The following is a 19,996-nucleotide window of genomic DNA, read 5'->3' as shown; positions in this document are numbered from 1 at the left end:
ACATAAATACCGAACAAAATATTATTTTTTATAGGGGAACTCAAAATGAGTAACAACCAGTTGGACCAAAAGGCGGTCAACGTTGTCAAAGGCTTGATCATGGACTCCATCCGCAAAGCCAATTCCGGCCATCCCGGCGGCTCCATGTCATCCACCGACTTTGCATATGTTCTTTACAAGGACTTCCTTAAATTTGATCCCAGCAATCCCGAATGGGCAGACCGCGACCGTTTCGTAATGGCTGCAGGCCACGAATCCCCGCTCCTCTACTCCATCCTGCATCTCTGCGGCCTGCTTTCCATCGAAGACCTCAAACAGTTCCGCCAGCTCGATTCCATCACTCCCGGCCACCCCGAACACGACATGACTCCCGGTGTTGAAGCCACTTCCGGACCTCTGGGTCAGGGTTTCTGTGTCGGTGTAGGTATGGCTACCGCTGAGGCTTTCCTCAACGCCAACACCAACGACGATGTTGTTGACCACTACACCTACGTTCTTTCTTCAGACGGAGATTTTCAGGAGCCTGTAGCCCTCGGTGCTGCAACCCTCGCCGGTCTCTGGGGACTTGGCAAACTCATCGTTTTCTACGATTCCAACGACATCCAGCTCGCAGGTCCCACCAGCAAGTGCGACTGCACCGACTTCAAAAAAGTTTTCGAAGCAATGTGCTGGCACGTTGTGGAAATCGACGGTCACGACCACGAAGCTATCCGCGCAGCAGTGAAAGCAGGTCAGGCCGAGACTTCCAAGCCGACCCTGATCATCGGTAAAACCGTGATGGCTAAGGGTGCTGCAACCTGCGAAGGCAGCCACTCCACCCACGGTTCCCCGCTTTCCCACGAAGAAATCGAAGCAACCAAGAAATGCTTCGGTCTTCCCGAAAAAGAAACTTTCTACGTACCCGAAGATGTTGTTGAACATTTTCAGGCCCGTTTTCCCGATCTCAAAGCACTGGCCGCCCAGTGGAAAGAAAAATCCGACGCTGCTCTTGCCGCTGACGAAAAAATCGCCGCTTTCTGGGCAGATGCAAACAAAGATCGTAAAGACATCAAGCTCGAACTGCCTGAATTCGAAGCAGGTCAGTCCATCGCTACCCGTAAGGCTTGGGGCGCTTGCCTCGACGCCATCACCGACGCCCTGCCCACCCTCGTTGGAGGTTCCGCAGACCTCGACCCCTCCAACCAGACTGCGAACTTCCGCAAAAAGGTTGGCGACTTCGCCATTGACGGCAAGACCGCACGTAACCTCGCTTTCGGTGTTCGTGAGTTCCCCATGTCCGTCATCCTAAACGGTATGGCTCTGCACGGCGGCGTGATCCCCTTCGGCGCGACCTTCCTGACCTTCTCCGACTATTGCAGAAACGGCATGCGTATGTCCGCCCTGCAACACCTGCCGGTTATCTACATCTACACCCACGATTCATTCTACGTAGGTGAAGACGGACCGACCCACCAGCCCATCGAGCACGTCGCTTCCCTGCGTCTGATTCCGAACATGCTGGTGCTTCGTCCTGCAGATGCCCGCGAAACCGCAGCATGCCTCGAAATCGCAATGGCACAGGACAAACGTCCTTCCTCCCTCATGCTCACCCGTCAGGGACTGCCCGTTCTCGGCAAAGACGAGTACCCGCAGGTTGAAGAAGGCGTTAGACGCGGCGGTTACATCGTGAAGGACTGCGAAGGCACTCCCGACATGATCGCTATCGCAGCTGGTTCTGAAGTGTCCATGTCTATCGAAGCCGCTTCCATGATCGAAGGCAAAAAGATCCGCGTGGTCTCCATGCCCTCCGTGGAAATCTTCGAAGAGCAGGATCAGGAATACAAGGACTCCGTCCTTGATCCCAACGTCCGCACCCGCATTGCAGCAGAAGCAGGCCGCCCCGAAGGCTGGTACAAATACGTCGGTATCGACGGCGCAGTACTGGGCATCGACCACTTCGGCGCATCCGCACCCGCAGCACAGCTCGCAGAAAAATACGGCTTCACCGCCGCGAACCTCGCTGAACTGATGAAAAAGCAGTTCTAAGACGGTTTAAAATAGATTCTTAAAAAGTCCCCCCGGAGCTTATGTTCCGGGGGGACTTTTCTTATGCGGTCGATGTCAAGATAGTACGGGACCGCTTCAGCACCTACCATAAAGATAAAGGGAATATCCCATAAATATTTATAACAGGAGGTAGGATGCATGCTTAATTACGCAGACTATGAAATGAGGAAAAAAAGCCGGGACGAGCTTACAACCGGACTTGTACTTTATGGCGAGAATGAAACGCCTGAAATGCAGATTGAAAATCTGTGGAAAATCGTCAACCGCAAAACCGGAGCGGACCTTGCCGATCCCAAACCAGACTTTGCTGAATTCTCCAGAAGTGACATCATGTATCCTTCCATGATGAAACCGGATGTCAAACTCCGTTGGGAGCTGAAAAATACCGAATGGGAGGATTCTAAGGCCCGCCACGCAAACCTGAAACGCATAGTCCATGCTCAATTCATGGACGAGAATCCCGACCTTCCCTTAGTGCAGATTTTGAAAAAAACTGCCTACGGTTATGAAATTCAGGCTGAATTCAAAAAAATAATCAGCAACAGACAACCCAACCCCCGAATTGCCCAACCCGGTACAGGCCGGACCATCCGGGACGAACTGAAGCGCGATAAAATCGACATAAATGAAATCAACGATAAGATTGTACAATTTCAATCTCCCCGGTCAGGAAACGCCTTCGCAACCATGGAGGTGGACCGGGACGCGAATCTACGCATGAACAGGAAAGTTCTGACATCTGCAGAAAACACCCATACCTTTGAATATCAGTATGACGGCGAAGGGCGCTTATCTTTTGTCCTGTGCGATGGAAAAGCGGTTGAAACATACCGTTACAATCTCGCCGGGCAACGGACATTTTCCCAAGTCAGCGGTACTGAGAAGCAAGAATACCAATACAATAATCTCGGCCAACTTATCTGCGCAGGCCACACTATCTATACATATGATTCTGACGGTTACCCGTCAGAGAAAAAAGAGCCCGAAGGCGTAACCACCTATAGCTACCTGCAGACAGGTCAACTCTGCGAAGTTCACCTACCGGGGGGACTCCACGTCCGGTACCGATTTGATGAAGATGGATTCCGTACTGAAAAATTTATCAACAGCAAACTTATCCAGCGTTACCAATGGGCTGATCTGACCACCCTTTCTACTGTCGAGGATAATTCCGGGCTGACCAGATTTGTCTACAATGAAAATGATAGACTGACCGGAATAATCCGCAATGGCCAGAAGCTGCTGGCAGCAACCGATCAGCTGGGCAGTATCTTTGCTGTTGCTGATTTGTCAGGAAATAGTGTACAGGAAATCCTATATGACTCTTTCGGTAGAAGAATACAGACCAGTAATCCACAGCTAGCCCTAGCGCTCGGGTTTGCCGGAGGGCTGTACGATTCAGATACCGGACTGATCCATTTCGGCTACCGTGAATATGATCCGGCAACAGGCCGCTTCATTTCACCGGACCCGTTGGGTTACTCAGGGGGCGATGTTGATCTTTACGGCTATTGCCTTGATGATCCCATTAACTTTACTGATCGCACTGGTTTGTTTGCACACGGAGGTGGATTTGGTTCATTCGGCTCGGGAAATATCGGGGGAAGAGCAACGTCATCCCTTGGAGCCAGTAGAAGCAATGTTGGCGGAAATCCATCAGGCACAGGTTCGGGCAATCCTCGTGGACACGGTGGAGTTTTTGGTGCATTCGGGTCGGGCAATATAGGAGGAAAAGCACATTCGAGATTAGGATTTAATGATATAAATAAAAACCTTAAAAGTGCTGCTACTAAACCTTCAAAGTCCAATAAACCAACTGCACAAAATGCTCCCAGTGTGGATGAACTTGGTGGTTACGCTGGCTACACAGGATATTCAGGGCCAAGTTTTGCTGAATATCTTGGGAAAGATTTCGACTTGAAAGGTGTCGGGAAAAATTTCAGATTGGAAAATATCGGGACAAATAAAAAAAGCCGAAAGCACAGCACGAAAAAGAATAAAGCACGATATTCTGGCATACAACAAGCGCGAGACATGGAGGCAAAAGCGGAAAACTTGGGCTACAATACGGGGATCAACAATAGCCGGGGAGGAGGAGAATCCACACCTGCCAAATCCAGTGCTGAGCATGCGCGGGATATGGAACATACCTATAGAGCCATATCCCAAAAAATACAGGACGCAGAAAGAGCAAGGCTTGATAAACAGAAAGCTATACGGCACCGGATGACTGAGGAAGTCAAAAATCGTAAAGATAGACTACGACGTACGGCTCTTCGTAATAAGAAAAATACAAAAAACGATCTGTCACTTTGGGATTTGGGTGAAGGAGCACTAACAGGTGGAATTACAGGAGCCATTGGCTTTGGGACATACGGGAGCGTACTAGGCCCGGGAGGCACTGTTGCAGGAGCAATAACTGGTGCTTTTTATGGCTCTGCAATGGGAATGCTCAAAACATTAGGATACAAAGCTTTCTCGGACCAACTGGGTGTCGACAGAAAAGACTTAGAAACATTTTCAGGTATACTTGGAAGCGCTAAACCAACCACACACAAAAGAGACTTCAAATAATGAAATTTGCAATCATAGCTATTAGCCTTATCGTATACACTACCATCCTGCTTACATATATAGTTAGATCTAACAAAGAAATTATTTGCAAAAATTGCCAGCACAAATATACAGCAACACCAAAACGAATACTAGCCTATATATATTTATTACAATCAATAGGCTTAGCAATTGGAATTACAGCTCTTGATTTGAGTAAAGACTTCACATTCAGCATTATTCTCGCCACAGCAGGCATATACTACCTGTTAAAAAAAGAAGGATATAAGTGCTACAACTGCAAAACGATAAACCAACTTCCATAAACTACATTCCCCGGATTTAAATCCGGGGAAAATGGATTCTTTCATAACTTTGGAGTAATTTTTAATGCAGCAGGAGCAGCGATCAGAAGGCTGGTACAAATACGTCGGCATCGACGGCGCAGTACTGGGCATCGACCACTTCGGCGCATCCGCACCCGCAGCGCAGCTTGCAGAAAAATACGGTTTCACCGCCGCAAACCTCGCCGAACTGATGAAAAAACAGTTCTAAGACGGTTTAAGATAGTAATTTAGAAATCCCCGGCAGCCTTGTGGTTGCCGGGGATTTTTTTGACCAACTCCACCTGCCCACTACCTTTACACCCCCGTTCAAAACATCTAAATTCCCAGCTCATCATGAATACTAAACTCCAAAACTGAGCAATGCAGAAAAATATAAATAAAACCTTATTGATCCTCGCTGTTCTTTCCGTAGCAATCAGGATCATTCTTTTCTATGCAATGGGACCGGAGCAGCATCACCAGCACGATACCCCTTCCTACTTTGCCCCGGCACAGTCCCTGATTGAAAACTTCACCTTTGTGGGCTCGGAAGGTCCGCAGGATATTTTCAGAACTCCGGGCTACCCCGTATTTATCGCCATTCTGCAATTTCTTACCGGATCGGTTTACAGCGTGATCGCGGCCCAGAATGTTCTGGGACTGCTCATGGCCTACATGGCGTGGAGATACTTCAGACGTGACAGCGAAACAGCCGGGTATATCGCCTTCGGACTGGTGGCTTTCAACTTCCTGCTGATGTTCTTTGCCAACACATTCCTGACTGAAGTTCCGGCCTCGTTCCTCACCCTGTGCACATTCTTCCTGCTGCTCAAAGGCAGCAGGGATGAACAAACAGCCCTGAAATACGCTGCGGCTGCGGCGGTCATGGCCGGGATTACCGCTATTGTAAGGCCCATTGCCATATACCTCTGCCTGCCTGCGGTAATCTTCATCCTGCTCTGCTATCCGACTTGGAAAAAGAAACTCGTTATTTCAATGGTCTTTATAGCCGTATTTTCTCTTATTCCTCTTTCATGGTCGGCGCAGAACTACCAAAGAACCGGACAGTTCGCCTTCAGCAGCATCGAGAAAAACTTTTTCCTGAGCTACATGGCTACCGAAGTCCTTTCGGCAGAGGAAGGCAGGAGCCATCTGGATATGTCCATCCCCGCTGAAACCTATGCAAAACTGACCGCAGAAGCTGAAAAAAGATATGCCGAGCAGAACGGGCCTAATAAAAAAACCTTAAGCGAAGTTAAACGCAGCCTCGCCTTTGAAACCATGACAACCTATCCCGTGACTACGGTCATCTGCTTCCTGCGCAATACCGTGCTGACCTTTCTGGGTAACGGGACCACCCTGCTTGCCAAGCTGACCGGGCTGCCGAATAAGATTACAGCCGCCATCGGCTTTATCTATACCATTCCGGCACTGCTGCTTGCGCTGGGCGGACTGCTCTACTCATGGCGCAAAGATCCACAATATGCAGTGCTGGCCTTTTTGTTTACCGGATACTTTGTGGGCACGACTTCGCTGGTCGGTAATTTCGGTCCGCGTTTCAGGATGCCTGTAGAACCCATTCTGTGCATATTGATCAGCTACAGCATCTGCGCGATCCTCGAAAAACTTCATAAAAACAAAGCGGTGTAACGTATTTTCCCGGAAATCCCTACTAACGAAAAACAGCTTCGCCCTAGCGGGTAAATGCTCTGGAAGTTGGACATTCAGCCGGATTTTATTTATAAATCATAAATTATTTTTAAATCAAATTTTATATCAATAAATCAATAAGTTAAACATCGTGCATCAAGTTGCACACATGCAAAAGATAAATATATGAGCCAGACTACTTTAAGCATTGTAATCCCCTGTTACAACGAAGAATCCACCCTGCAGATCTGCGTCGACCGCGTTCTTGCTGTTGCCAATGACGATTTGGCATTGGAGATCATCATTGTTGATGACTGTTCTTCAGACAACAGCCTTGAAATCGCCAGAGAAATAGCTGCCGAAAATGAGCGGATTCAGGTTGCAGCCCACGAGGTCAATCAGGGTAAAGGCGCAGCACTGCGCACCGGATTCACCAAGGCTACCGGGGATATCGTTGCTGTTCAGGATGCCGACCTAGAATACAATCCCATGGAATTCAGGGAGCTGGTCAAGCCGATTATCGAAGACCGCGCTGACGTTGTCTTCGGTTCGCGCTACCTGAAGATCAATGACCGCAGGGTTCTCTATTTCTGGCACTCGCTCATGAACCACTGCCTTACTTTCTTTTCCAACATGTATACCGACCTTGGGCTGACCGACATGGAAACCTGCTACAAGGTATTCAAACGTGAGGTTATCCAGTCCATTGACATCAAGGAAAACCGCTTCGGTTTCGAGCCGGAAGTCACCGCGAAGATTGCCCAGAAACGTTGCCGCATCTATGAAATGGCAATCTCATACAACCCCAGAACCTACGAAGAAGGTAAAAAAATCGACTGGAAAGACGGCGTCAGAGCCCTTTACTGCATCCTGCACTATTCAGGACATACCGCTCCGGCACTGGTCCAGTTCTTCACCTACTTTTTCATCGGCGCGATCTCATGGCTGGTCAATATCGCCGCATTCTCCATCTGCCTTGCCTCTGACATGGGCATCGCTTCTTCCATCGCGGTGGCCTACGTTCCAGCTACTTTAGTCAACTATTTCTTATGCATATCTCTCTTATTCAAACATAAGGCCCAATGGAATGAGAAGGCGGAACTGCTTGTCTTCCTGACCATCACGGCATTGGCCTACCTGCTCGATACGGGTACGACCATTGCGCTTACCAAAATAGGTTTGGGTGCCATTGCCGCTAAGATGCTGGCCAGCATTATGACCATCACCTTCAACTTCCTCGGCAGGAAATACCTGACCTTCTACAAGTCACCGCTGCCGGGCTGGAAGAAGACAGAAAACCTCAAAAACAAATAACTGCCTGAACGACCATAAAAAGGATTAAAACATGCCCTTAATGAAACGAGTTTTGGTTACCGGCGGAGCAGGATTTCTTGGTTCACATCTGTGTGAGAGACTGCTGGCCGAGGGAAACGAAGTTATCTGTGTGGACAACTTCTATACCGGACAGAAAAAGAACATCATAACCCTGCTGGACAACCCTTATTTTGAGGTCCTCAGACATGATGTAACCTTTCCGCTCTACATTGAAGTGGATGAGATTTACAATCTGGCCTGTCCGGCATCCCCCATCCACTACCAGTTCGACCCGGTGCAAACCACCAAGACTTCAGTTCACGGCGCAATCAACATGCTCGGTCTCGCCAAAAGGGTTAAAGCCAAACTGTTTCAGGCTTCCACTTCCGAAGTTTACGGCGATCCAGAAATGCATCCGCAGAAGGAAAACTACTGGGGCAACGTTAACCCCATCGGTGTCCGCTCCTGCTATGACGAAGGCAAGAGATGCGCAGAAACCCTCTGTTTCGACTACTGGCGTCAGCACGGCCTTGAAATCAAGGTCGGCCGCATCTTCAACACCTACGGGCCACGCATGGACCTCAATGATGGCCGGGTTGTTTCCAACTTCATCGTACAGGCTCTCAAAGGCAAGCCCATCACCGTTTACGGTGACGGTTCGCAGACCAGGTCATTCTGCTATGTAGACGACCTGATTGAGGCGTTTATCCGCACCATGGCGACCGACAAATCTTTTACCGGTCCGGTTAACCTTGGGAACCCTTCTGAAATGTCGGTCCTCGAGCTTGCGGAAACCATTGTTGAACTAACCGGCTCCAAGTCTGAAATCGTCCGTAAACCGCTTCCCAGCGACGACCCGACCCGCAGACGGCCGGATATCACCCTCGCCAAGGAAATCCTCGGCTGGGAGCCGAAGATCAAGCCTCTCGACGGACTGAAGGAAACAATCAAGTACTTTGACAACATCCTCAGCGAATTCGATAAATAAAAGGAAAGCCGCCGGAACCGAAGTTCCGGCGGCTTTTATAATGCAGATTTACAATCTTAAGTTCTAGCCGATCAAGGCATCAGCCACGGCAACGCAGACCGCCAACGCGGAATGGTCACTGCGTCCGGAAAAATCTTTGCCGTCCATGCTGAGGGTTGCAACCCAGTCTGATTCAGTCAGGCAGCCCCGGCTCATGTCTTCCATTTTAAATCTCCAGCCCTCTTCTTCCATCTTTTCAGTGATCTTCAGGGCATCATGGATATCTTCCATAGCCCGTTCGGGCATGGCATCTCCAAGCTTTTCTTTGAGCAGCGCTTCAAGACTTTCGTATGTATATTCAGCCATTATAATTTCCTCCAAATTGTTCGGTTACTCCTTATATGCCTAAGAAGGGGAAAGGTGAAGGAAATCCTACGGCTCGCAAGCCCTGTTATATTGCCCGCAAACACCAGAAATGATGTATTTTGTCTCCGGCCTTGTATTCCATGGAACTTTCAAGTGCATGTCCGAGTTCTTCCAGTTCATTCGCAGGCGGTGCGGGATCGTTGGAAAGAATCACGATACGGCCTTGAGTAGCCAGCATGGGCTTTACGAACTCCAGCAGCTCTTTCCAAGGCATGAAAGCCTTGCTCAGAATCAAATCCGCCGGAAGCGTCTGCTGCGGAATTTTTTCCGCCCGGCCCTGAAAAACATGGGTACGCGGCAGCTTCATCACCCGCAACGCGGTCCGCATGAAAATCGACCGCTTCTGACGCGCTTCGACCAGATGGTAATCACCTGCCTGCCAAAGGGTACGCAAAGGTAGCCCGGGCAAGCCTGCCCCGGCTCCAAGGTCGAGGGAAACCGGATTATCGAGCAGCTCCAGTGAATCCAGAAAATCAGCCAGATGCAGGCTGTCGATAATTAGGGAATGGAAAACATCTTCCCAGCCCTGAGGACCCACAAGGTTCATGGACTTGTTCCATTTAACCAGCATGGTCATGTAGTAGGCCAGTACTCTTGCCTGATCCGTGGCCGCTTTAAAGCCGTCATCCTGCTTCGGGTTATCTTTAAGTTTGCGCCCGGCCTTGCTGGCAGCCCCCAGAATATCCGCAGCGCATATATTAATTTCTGACATCAGCTCTCCTTACTGTTCCCGGCAGATTGCACACAAAGTCCATTCTTGGCAACTCCCCGTCTTTTCAGCACTGAGCGGATGGAAACCAGCACCGCCACAGCACAAAGAACAGAAAGGCTGGACAGGGAGAAACGCATCACAGTGAGGTAATCAACAGCGGATTCCGGTGTAACCGGGGCCTTGCCCATGATTGTGGACAGGAAAATCGCGATGATAACCATGCTGAAAACCATGCCGATGGTCCGTAAGCCACCGGAAATTGCCGAAGCAAATCCGTAGCGGGAAGGAGGCACACTTCCCATGAGAATAATCATGTTCGGTGAGGAGAACAGCGCAAAGCCGATTCCAAGCACTACGAACATGGTATAGAGATATGACAGCTCGGTCTGAGCGGTAACCATTGCGCCCATGACCGTACCTGCGGTACAGGCCAGCATTCCCAGCAGCGCAAGAAAACGCGGGGAGAATTTGTCTGCCAGACGTCCGCATAGCGGCGAAAGCACGGCCTGCACAATCGGCTGGATGACCAGTACCAACCCGGCATCATGCGGGCTGAATCCCTTTACGCTCTGCATATACAGGCTGAATAGAAAAACTATGCCGAATGTCCCGGCGTAGTTGATGAACTGTACCAGTGCCGCATCTGAAAAATCACGTCGTTCTTTGAAAAGGGTCAACTCAACCAGCGGAAACTTTGTTCTATCCTGTAGGTAAATGAACAGGGCCACGCCGAGCAATCCTGCTACCAAAGCCACAGGTCCGAACCATCCGGCTCCCAGACTTGTTCCACCAAAAACAATCGCAGCCACCGAAAGACCGACAACGATACTTCCAAGCAGATCGAATTTCTCGTCGGAAGGCCTGAATTTACCGTTCAGATTACGCCGGGCCACATAATAGGAAATCCCCAAAGGAATCATGCCCAGAAAATACAAACTCCGCCAGCCCAGATGGGTGGTAACCAGTCCTCCAATATACGGACCGGCTGAAAGACCGACATAGACCGCTGCCACAGCCAGCCCCATAGCTTTACCACGCTCTTCTTTGGGGACAGAATTGGTCAGCAGTGCCATGTTGGTAGCAACCCCCAAACCTCCCGCAGCTCCCTGCAATATCCGCAGTACAATGACAGTTTCGATGTTATGAGCAAAGCCGATCAGCATGGTAAAGATTGCGTACAACAACACTCCCAACCGGAAAACAGGCTGCCGGCCGTGCATATCCGCCAGTCTGCCGAAAGGAAGCAACAGCGCGGCTACACTTCCGATATAGACTGATTCAACGAGACTGAGATCAAGCCCGCTGGCCCCGAACTCCCGGCCCATTACCGGCAGGGTAATGCCCACTGCCGAGAACATGAAGGGCATTGTGAACTGGGTTACCGATACTGTGAATATGACGGCTTTTTTCTTTGCGTCATCCATAATTATCTCCAAATCATTATAAAATATCCCAGACTTCCGGCAGACCAAGGCTTTCACGGCTGGTATCAATAACCTTAGTCATCAATTCGACCAGCTGCTTTGTTTCATCAGCAGTGAGTCCGGAAAGCATAGTCGAATTGGATTCCATAAGCACCTTATGCAAATCATCACGCATGGCAACGGCCTTATCTGTCGGGTAGACCAGCTTTTGCCGCTTGTTTTCGGGGTTTTCCTCGCGGTACAAAAAACCCTCTTTAACCAGCTTTGCCACAGCGCGGGCCGTAGCCCCTTTATCGACACTCAAAACCAGCGAAAGCTGATCCTGCGACCTTCCCGGATGCCGTAAAACCTGCATGATGAAACCTATCTGTCCATAGGTTATGCCTATGGCTTTAAGCCTTTCAGCCAGAATAGCTTTATGCAGCCTGCCCATCTGACTGTTCATGAATCCAAAAGAAACGTGTTTTTTTACCATCTTTATCCTCATTGTTGACAAGTCAACAGTTGACTTATCAACTATCCAAAAGAACACATGCGGTCAAATGAAAAAAGAAAAAGTGTTGATTCGCACTGAAACGTGTGCTCATATGCTTTTTAACTCAAACAAGTTATTAATACTATAGCACACACTAACCGACTGGAATATTGATGGCTAATGTCTTAATTATCGATGACGACCCTTTCATAGGGGAACTGCTGATCGCCATTGCAGAAGCTTTAAATCATGACGGAACAAAAGCCCTGACTCTGAAAGAGGGCATGGCTTTAGCACGCGAAGAACGCTTTGATGTAGTATTTCTTGATGTAATACTGCCGGATGGCAACGGACTGGATGCCCTCCCGGAACTGCAGCAACTCAACAACATACCCGAGGTTATCATCATTACCGGGAAAGGAGACTCGAAAGGTGCTGAATTAGCTATTAATTCAGGCGCTTGGGACTACATAGCGAAGCCTGCGAGTCAGGAAGAATATATGCTGCACATGAAAAGGGTATTCCAATACCGCAGCGAAAAACAATCTTCCTCTCCCAAACTCGGACACCACAATATCGTCGGTCGCTCCGATTCAATAGTCCGCTGCCTTGGGCAGGCTGCCAAAGCTGCAGAAAGCCACGTTGGCGTACTTCTTCTCGGTGAGACAGGCACGGGTAAGGAACTTTTCGCCCGCGCTGTCCACGATAACAGCACACGGCGTAATGAACCTTTTATCATTGTTGACTGTGCTTCAATTCCGGAAAATCTTGTTGAATCAATTCTTTTCGGACATGAACGGGGAGCTTTCACAAGCGCGGACAAAAGCCAGGAAGGCCTGATAGCCAAGGCAGACGGCGGAACACTTTTCCTCGATGAAGTTGGTGAACTTCCCATGAGCCTGCAGAAATCTTTTCTCAGGGTGCTTCAGGAACGTACCTATCGTCCAGTAGGCGGAAGCGAAGAGAAACGCAGTGATTTCAGACTGGTTGCCGCAACAAACCGTGACCTTGAAGCTTTAATCCAGAATGGCCGTTTCAGGCAGGATCTGCTTTACAGACTGCAGGCTTTTACCATTGAACTTCCTCCCTTACGCCAGAGGGGAGAAGATATTCACAGGCTTTCCAGATACTACCTCAATAAACTGGCTGCTGATTTTAACGCACCGCCCATAGCCATTTCCGATGAATTTCTGGATGCACTGATGTCCTATTCATGGCCCGGCAATGTGCGAGAACTCTTCAACGTGCTGGAACAGGTTTTTACCTCCAACCCTGAAGCTGGTGAGTTTCTACCTATCCATCTTCCGGTCCGGCTCCGTGTGTCTGCTGCTCAAGCCTCTGTTCTCCCTGAACATGGATCACGCAACACACTGACCTTGATTAAAGGACGGAAAAATCAGTTTCAGAATGTCGAACTGGCACTACCGGAAACGAACATACCTGATTCCCATAAATTACCTTTATTCAAAGATTACAAGGAAGAAGCAGTTAACAACGCTGAAAAAATATATCTGGAACAACTTATTCTGGTAAGTAAAGCCAACATGGCCGAAGCGGCCAGAATTTCCGGAACCTCAGTGTCCCGACTCTATGCCTTGCTCAAGAAGCACAAGATTAAAAAACAATATTCAATATACTAAAAAACGAATCCCCTGAGACAGAGAGCCTCAGGGGATTCGTTTTTCCGCAATTATTTAATATGTTAGTCCATTGAACTGATATTAAATGCCACGGAATAAAAGTGATGGGTGAAATCAACATATTCAACCGGAACATTCTTAGGCACTTCAATCCTTGCCTGTGCAAAGTTAACGATACCTTTAATACCACCATCTACCAGATAGTTCGCAGCTCGCTGCGCTCTTTCCGGGGGGGTAGTGATAATACCGATCTCAAGACCGAGCTCTTCAACTCTCGCCTTGAACTGACGGGTACACACAACTTCGAGTCCGGAGACAACTTCGCCGATTTTATACGGATCGCAGTCAAAAGCAGCCCTGATCGAAAATCCACGCAACGCGAATTCCTTATGACGCAACAAAGCGCGGCCGAGGTTGCCAACGCCTACAAGGGCGCAACCCCAGACACGGTCAACACCGAGGGACTGTTTTATGGATGAAATGAGTTCATGCACGTAGTAACCTACGCCACGCACTCCGAATTCACCGAAATACGCCAAATCCTTACGAATCTGAGAAGGATTAACAGAGCAGGCACGAGCCAGTTTTTCAGAGGAGATAACCTCCACTCCGTCCCGTTTAAGTCCTGTCAGAACCTGTATGTAGACAGCAAGCCGTTTAATGGTTGCTTTGGGGATATTCTGGGTTTTCACTTTAGTTTCCTATTTTCCATGGCTATACACTTGCCCGAAAAGTCTTGGCTGGCAGTTAAAGATTCAAAGGTCGGAAGCCCACTACCTTCCCTCGCAAGTTCGATCACACCCCTACTGGAGAGCTGGAACTAACGCAACCTTTTCCTCCGCCTTCCATTTTAATTAATGTACACTAAAACCCTTGGTTTCGGCTACCCCGTGAAACGCATATTATTAATTTATGCAGGGAATTAAAGCCTAAATGCCAGTAAAACCCCTATACCGGCATAAAGTATGTGAAAAAATTAACAATTATTTGAAGAAAAAAAGGAGGTCCGAAGACCTCCTTTAAATATCTCCAGATCCTTAGAACTAACCGATGAGGGGGTTAGCGAAGAGCAGGATCAGGTTAACAACGAGAGCGTAAATGGCCAGGGATTCTACGAATGCCAGACCAAGAATCAGAGTAACAGTGATTTTACCACCAGCTTCGGGGTTACGTGCAGTACCTTCACAAGCAGCTTTCAGACCGAGGCCCTGACCGATACCACAACCAGCAGCAGCGATAGCCATACCGAGAGCGGTAGCAGTAGCGGTAGCGGAAGCAACTTCGGGAGCTACGCCAGCAGCGAATGCTGCACCAGCAGCGAGAACCAGAGCCATGGTGTTCAGAACGATAAGCAGAGCTTTACGCATTGTAAAATCCTCCAAAATATAAGTTTATTTAACAGGTCGTTAGACCATTTCCCCTAAATTAAGTGCTTGAATCCTAGTGAGCTTCTTCCAGAGAACCCTTGAGATAAATCATGGTCAGCATGAAGAAGATGAAAGCCTGGATAACCTTTGCCAGCATGAACAGGAAGTACATGGGCAGGGTGGATACCAGAGGAGCAAGCATGAACAGAAGTACGAGAACGATTTCTTCACCGCGGATGTTACCGAACAGACGCAGAGTAAGCGAAAGCGGACGTGAGATGTGAGAAACCAGTTCGATGATCAACATCAAGGGAGACAGAGCCGGAATGGGGCCCATGAAATGCTTGATGTAACCGGCACCATGAAGTTTGATACCGATGTAGTTGTAGTAAAGAAAAGTACATACAGCCATTGCTGCGTTGGTGTTGACGTTCGCTGTAGGAGCGTCAAACCCGGGGACGAGACCCATGAGGTTCAGTACGAGGATGTATACAAAAAGAGTACACATGAAAGGAAATACTTTGCGTCCGCCCTCACCGACGTTAGAAACGACAAATTCTTCCAATCCCCCGATGATAATCTCGGCAAGGTTCTGCACCCCGCCGGGAACCAGACTGAGCCTTCTGGATACGATGAAACCCAGTACGAAAAGAACACTCATTCCGAACCATGTGTACCACACGTGGTTGGGGATGTGAGTTCCCAGAGCGTTGTTAAGCTCTGTCATGATCAATAATGGATGTGGTAAACCTCCAGCCATGATCCTTATGCCTCCTTCACTTTTTGCCGAAACCCGGCTACGCCCCAAAATATCGCATTCACAACTACCGTACTAAGACCGACCAGAAGAGCGTAAATTGAACACTGCCCCCAGACTATTAGCCCGTAGATGGCCAACCCGGATAAAATGAGTCGACCGTAGAAGCGAATTAACAAGGACACAACCGCGCCCTTGCGCATGTAAGCCAGATGCTGACCGAACTTGGCCAGCGACCAGAAATTGAACGTAATCAGAACCGCTCCTGCCGCCAGACCCAGTGCCCAGGGGGCAAACCCGATGGATACTACAGCAGCTATAAGACATGTTCCGACAGTAAGGTACAATTGATTCCGCACCAGACTGCGTACGTCCGGATGAGTGAAGCCCCGCCTGTGGAGGAATTGTTCAATCTTCTGATTAATTTTCATTGGTTCCAGGACCTTTCCCCTGATCCTTTTTCTGAATCCGCTGAACTTCGTCGAATACGTTCTTGAAGCCGGCAGCGATTCCGAAACACAAGAAAACAATTAGAAGCCAAGGCTTCGTTCCCAACCATTTATCGAGATACCACCCGATAGCCAACCCGACAAAGGTAGAGGCAACGAGATGAGTTCCGATCGTAGCGGCATTACCGAGCAGATCGAAGGTCTCTTTATTCCCATTTAAAAAGAACATGTTGCTTCCGGTCCTTTATTTTATCCGGGATGGAAATTTGGTGCGCAAAGCGGACTTTGCGCAAACCTTCACAAGTGAGTCCCGTCTAGCACAATCCCCAAATAAGAGTCAACGGATTCTTTATCCATAAGCTCTATTTTACTGAAATTTTATTTCAAATGATCAGCAGAGGAACCCACCTCGCAACAAAACACCAGAATTTCATATCCCTGAATACCAATATGCGCAACTGCAAAATCGATTTTGAACACCTGTTCAATCGTTTTTATCATTATTTTTTGTTCTAACAATCTAAAATTAAATACTTTTTTAATTTGTAAAAAATTTCACAATCAATTCAATTATTAATATTCGTAGATACTCCCTGACCAGTGACTTTTTTTTCATATACAAGTAATCTCACGATTCAAACCGGATACCGATTTAATACAGGAAGATTAAGAAAACATGACCATAAATGAATTATCCTTGGACAGACTCAGCTCCAGACAGGAGCCGGCTGAAATCAAGTACAGCACCAGCTCCGAAATACCGGAATCAAAATATGACTACGACCAGTTCCAGCCGAGGGCATTACAGGCCTTCCGCATGGCCCTTGCCATTAAAGGTACATGTCACAATTTATATCTTTCCGGGGACCCCAACTTAGGCAGAAGCTACTTCGCCCGTGAATATTTCCAGCTTCGGGCCACGAATCAGGCCACCCCGCCGGACCAACTTTACCTGCATAACTTCTCCCGGCAGGATCACCCCATCTCGGTGAGCCTGCCTGCCGGACAGGGTAAAAAGTTCAAAAATGCTTTGGCTGAGACAGTTACTCAAATCAAGGAACAGCTGCCCACATGGTTTGAACGTGAACCGCACGTCAAAGCTCTTGAACAGATATCCCGCAATTTTCAGGACGAGCGTGAAGACCTTTTCGCAGACATGGAATCTCTGGCCAAGGACAGAGGATTCAGCCTTGAAATAGACGATCACGGCGGACTGACTCTGATCCCTCTTGTTGAAGGACGCATTCTCAATGACGAAGAATTTGAACGCCTTGAACCGGACGTGCGCAAGACTCTGCGTAATGCCGCGGACGACCTGCTGGCCGAAGTAACCACCATTCTGCGCCGCATCAGCAAAACCGAAGAAGGATTCCGCAAGGACGAACGCAAGCTACATCAGGATTCTGCAAAAGAACTGCTCAAAGACCTTCTGGATCCGCTGCATGAAAATTTTGACAAATTCGAACGCATAAAAGACTACCTGGGCGGCCTCGAAGACGAACTTTTGGATAATATTGAATTATTCATGCCTAAGGAAGCGCAGCCGACTTCCCCTATTCTGGGACTGCAGCTGCCTGAAGCTTCTCCGGTGGAAGAACTTTTCGCACGCTTTGAAGTCAACCTGCTGGTTGACCACAGCAAGACCAAGGGCGCTCCTGTTGTCATGGCCGACCACCCGACCCTTTTCAACTTGCTCGGATCCATTGAGCGAGAATCCGAAATGGGTGCTCTTTACACTGACTTCACCCTCATCCGGGCCGGGGCCATCCACAAAGCCAACCACGGATATCTTATCGTTTATGCTGACGACATCCTGACCACCCCTTCCTCATGGGAAGGACTGCTGCGCGCTCTGCGTACCGGGCAGGCCAAGATTGAAGATCCGGGCGACGGAGATCAGGTCCGCACCAAAACCATTGAGCCGGAACCGATTCCCCTCGACCTGACCGTTATCCTGATCGGCTCCGAGGAAACATACGAAATTCTCCTCTATAACGATGAGAGATTTGGTAAATACTTCAAACTCAAAGCCCACATGCAGCTTTCCGCTAAACGTAATGAAGATAACGTGGAACGCTTTGTAAGAGTACTGGGCAAAATTATTGATGATTCAAAACTTCTTCCCTTTGACCGTGATTCGCTGGCCCGCATTGTAGATTTTTCCAGCCGCTTGGCCGAAGACCAGAAAAAACTCTCCCTGCGTATCCCGCTTTTGAAGGAAATGATGGTCGAAGCCTCGGCCCTTGCAAAGCTGGACGGCAAAGAAATAGTAGATCTGCCTACCATTGAAGAGGCTATCTCCATGAAAGACTTCCGCTCTAATCTTTATGAAGATGAATACATGAAAGAGTATGACCGCGAAGTTATCAAAGTGGAAACCTCCGGCGAAGGAGTAGGCCGGGCCAACGGACTTTCCGTTACTCTGTTCGGTAATTACGAATTCGGATTGCCGCACCAGATTTCCTGTACAGTTGGTGTCGGTCATGGTGGGATTCTCGACCTTGAACGCGAAGCGCGCATGGGCGGTCCCATCCACACCAAGGGAATGATGATCATCAAGAGCTACCTTGTGGGACTGTTCGCGCAGGACAAGCCCATCGTGCTGACCGGTAGCCTTTGCTTTGAGCAGAGTTATGCCGGAATCGAAGGAGATTCCGCATCCGGTGCCGAATTGGCTGCGCTGCTCTCATCCATTTCCGGTGTGCCCATCAAATTTGATTACGCCTTCACCGGTGCTGTCAGCCAGTCCGGAACAATCATGGCCGTAGGCGGAGTCAGCCGCAAAATTGAAGGATTCTTTGAAGTCTGTCGCCGCAGAGGTTTTAACGGCAGACAGGGAGTTCTCATTCCAGCAGATAATGTGCTAAACTTAATGCTTAAAAGTGAAGTGCTCAAAGCCGTGGATAAAGGAGATTTCCATATTTACCCGGTAAAGACCATTGAACAGGCCATCTACATCCTCACCGGAATGGAAGCCGGAGCCCGCGGTGAAGACGGCAAATTCCCTAAGAATACTGTTTACCGCAAAGCGGATGACAGGCTGGCTGAACTTGCAAAAATGGCCAGCCTTTACGAATGTAAAAAATAAACCTGACAGGAAATTCATATGTCCAATTCATGGATTAAGGGTAAAATACCTGAATTTGTCCGCGATACTTTCAGGGATTTCTGCCTCGCGGGCAGCGCGCTGGAAGAGCAGTTCGAAACTTTCGACCGCGAACGCAGCGTCAGCTTTGAAGCCCTTGACGATCTCATCGGAACAAAGATGAACAAAGGACTGCTCTGGCGATTGAAAGATACCGCGCATCTTCTCTTTCGTAATGAAGAAGGGGATCCGCTTGCCGGACGATTTCTTGATTGGGGCATGGGTTATATATTCCACGAAGCTTTCAAACTTCGCGAAGATGCCTATCAGAACCTCAATTACGCCCCCCTTTTTTCCAGCCTGCGCGGAAAAGACACCACTTTGCCGGAATCGGTAATCGGTCAGGACTTTGTTCAGGTCGTTGAGCAGACGGAAGAAAGTATGGAGCGCGAAATAAGCCGCATTAGATTTATTATCGCCAGATGCCGCAAACTTTTCCCCATTTACCTGAAAAAACACAAGGACAACCCCCTGTTGGGACGTTTACTTTTCTCTCAGAACCATCTGATTCATGAAGTTTTTCGCGAAGAATACGAGTTACTTATCGATACCATATACGAGGATGAACCTGAAATGCTTTATGTCCTTGCCGCCCGGAGCCTACGACTTGGGGGATGGATGGCAAAGGCAATTGAGGCTGCGGAACAGGCCCATAAATTAAACCCAAACAACCTCAAGGTATTGCAAGAAAAAGAAATTGTTGATAATTGGACGAAAACAGTTAAAGTATGACTAAGCAAGCGAA

The 19,996-nt window shown here is 48.7% G+C and carries 18 protein-coding genes; 9 read left to right on the top strand and 9 right to left on the bottom strand.

Translation table 11 applies throughout. The features are described from left to right. Positions 1–45: 45 nt before the first annotated feature. The 6 genes from tkt to ACNI29_RS07835 all read left to right on the top strand — a co-directional run bounded on the left by tkt (position 46) and on the right by ACNI29_RS07835 (position 8,877). Positions 46–2,025 (top strand): transketolase, encoded by a 1,980-nt coding sequence (gene tkt / locus ACNI29_RS07860; RefSeq protein ID WP_419781649.1) that lies wholly within the window; start codon positions 46–48, stop codon positions 2,023–2,025. A gap of 159 nt (positions 2,026–2,184) precedes the next feature. Then, entirely contained in the window at positions 2,185–4,620 is a 2,436-nt protein-coding gene (locus ACNI29_RS07855; RefSeq protein WP_419781648.1) for an RHS repeat domain-containing protein, read from the top strand. Positions 4,621–4,989: 369 nt separating this feature from the next. Further along, positions 4,990–5,154, top strand: a complete 165-nt coding sequence (locus tag ACNI29_RS07850; protein WP_419781647.1) for a transketolase-like TK C-terminal-containing protein — start codon at positions 4,990–4,992, stop codon at positions 5,152–5,154. A 152-nt stretch (positions 5,155–5,306) separates the two neighbouring features. Next, positions 5,307–6,575, top strand: a complete 1,269-nt coding sequence (locus ACNI29_RS07845; RefSeq protein ID WP_419781646.1) for a hypothetical protein — start codon at positions 5,307–5,309, stop codon at positions 6,573–6,575. Positions 6,576–6,761: 186 nt separating this feature from the next. Beyond that, complete coding sequence (locus ACNI29_RS07840) at positions 6,762–7,889, top strand: glycosyltransferase (RefSeq protein ID WP_419781645.1); 1,128 nt, start codon at positions 6,762–6,764, stop codon at positions 7,887–7,889. Positions 7,890–7,920: 31 nt separating this feature from the next. Next, complete coding sequence (locus ACNI29_RS07835; RefSeq protein WP_419781644.1) at positions 7,921–8,877, top strand: UDP-glucuronic acid decarboxylase family protein; 957 nt, start codon at positions 7,921–7,923, stop codon at positions 8,875–8,877. Between the two features lie 63 nt (positions 8,878–8,940). Here ACNI29_RS07835 and ACNI29_RS07830 read toward each other — a convergent pair whose 3' ends face one another. The 4 genes from ACNI29_RS07830 to ACNI29_RS07815 all read right to left on the bottom strand — a co-directional run bounded on the left by ACNI29_RS07830 (position 8,941) and on the right by ACNI29_RS07815 (position 11,893). Then, on the bottom strand, positions 8,941–9,222 hold the full coding sequence (locus ACNI29_RS07830) for a hypothetical protein (protein ID WP_419781643.1): 282 nt from the start codon (positions 9,220–9,222) through the stop codon (positions 8,941–8,943). Between the two features lie 85 nt (positions 9,223–9,307). Next, complete coding sequence (rsmG, locus tag ACNI29_RS07825) at positions 9,308–9,994, bottom strand: 16S rRNA (guanine(527)-N(7))-methyltransferase RsmG (protein ID WP_419781642.1); 687 nt, start codon at positions 9,992–9,994, stop codon at positions 9,308–9,310. After that, positions 9,994–11,418 (bottom strand): MFS transporter, encoded by a 1,425-nt coding sequence (locus ACNI29_RS07820; protein WP_419781641.1) that lies wholly within the window; start codon positions 11,416–11,418, stop codon positions 9,994–9,996. The genes rsmG and ACNI29_RS07820 overlap by 1 nt, the downstream gene beginning before the upstream one ends. A gap of 16 nt (positions 11,419–11,434) precedes the next feature. Then, positions 11,435–11,893: a MarR family winged helix-turn-helix transcriptional regulator gene (locus ACNI29_RS07815; protein ID WP_419781640.1), complete on the bottom strand. Its 459-nt coding sequence runs from the start codon at positions 11,891–11,893 to the stop codon at positions 11,435–11,437. A 173-nt stretch (positions 11,894–12,066) separates the two neighbouring features. Between ACNI29_RS07815 and ACNI29_RS07810 the strand changes: the two genes are divergently transcribed. Further along, a complete protein-coding gene (locus tag ACNI29_RS07810; RefSeq protein ID WP_419781639.1) occupies positions 12,067–13,533 on the top strand; it encodes a sigma-54-dependent transcriptional regulator in 1,467 nt (488 codons plus the stop codon). 62 nt (positions 13,534–13,595) lie between these two features. Here ACNI29_RS07810 and ACNI29_RS07805 read toward each other — a convergent pair whose 3' ends face one another. The 5 genes from ACNI29_RS07805 to ACNI29_RS07785 form a co-directional block, all read right to left on the bottom strand. Continuing rightward, complete coding sequence (locus tag ACNI29_RS07805; RefSeq protein ID WP_419781638.1) at positions 13,596–14,225, bottom strand: redox-sensing transcriptional repressor Rex; 630 nt, start codon at positions 14,223–14,225, stop codon at positions 13,596–13,598. A gap of 351 nt (positions 14,226–14,576) precedes the next feature. Then, a complete protein-coding gene (gene atpE, locus ACNI29_RS07800; protein WP_136675342.1) occupies positions 14,577–14,900 on the bottom strand; it encodes an ATP synthase F0 subunit C in 324 nt (107 codons plus the stop codon). Positions 14,901–14,973: 73 nt separating this feature from the next. Next, positions 14,974–15,660: a F0F1 ATP synthase subunit A gene (gene atpB / locus ACNI29_RS07795; protein ID WP_419781637.1), complete on the bottom strand. Its 687-nt coding sequence runs from the start codon at positions 15,658–15,660 to the stop codon at positions 14,974–14,976. Positions 15,661–15,665: 5 nt separating this feature from the next. Continuing rightward, complete coding sequence (locus ACNI29_RS07790) at positions 15,666–16,088, bottom strand: ATP synthase subunit I (protein ID WP_419781636.1); 423 nt, start codon at positions 16,086–16,088, stop codon at positions 15,666–15,668. Beyond that, positions 16,078–16,335 (bottom strand): AtpZ/AtpI family protein, encoded by a 258-nt coding sequence (locus ACNI29_RS07785; protein WP_419781635.1) that lies wholly within the window; start codon positions 16,333–16,335, stop codon positions 16,078–16,080. The genes ACNI29_RS07790 and ACNI29_RS07785 overlap by 11 nt, the downstream gene beginning before the upstream one ends. A gap of 447 nt (positions 16,336–16,782) precedes the next feature. On the opposite strand from ACNI29_RS07785, the gene ACNI29_RS07780 reads away from it, so the two are divergent. Together ACNI29_RS07780 and ACNI29_RS07775 are read left to right on the top strand one after the other, a co-directional pair. Further along, positions 16,783–19,194, top strand: a complete 2,412-nt coding sequence (locus ACNI29_RS07780; RefSeq protein WP_419781634.1) for an AAA family ATPase — start codon at positions 16,783–16,785, stop codon at positions 19,192–19,194. An 18-nt stretch (positions 19,195–19,212) separates the two neighbouring features. Beyond that, positions 19,213–19,983, top strand: a complete 771-nt coding sequence (locus tag ACNI29_RS07775) for a hypothetical protein (RefSeq protein ID WP_419781633.1) — start codon at positions 19,213–19,215, stop codon at positions 19,981–19,983. Positions 19,984–19,996 lie beyond the last annotated feature (13 nt).

The sequence above is a fragment of the Maridesulfovibrio spiralis (SeqCode) genome (assembly GCF_048571135.1).
GTDB classification, from domain to species: Bacteria; Desulfobacterota; Desulfovibrionia; order Desulfovibrionales; family Desulfovibrionaceae; genus Maridesulfovibrio; species Maridesulfovibrio spiralis.
Note: the sequence above shows the minus strand (reverse complement) of the source record. Positions and strands in the feature narration are given on the sequence as shown.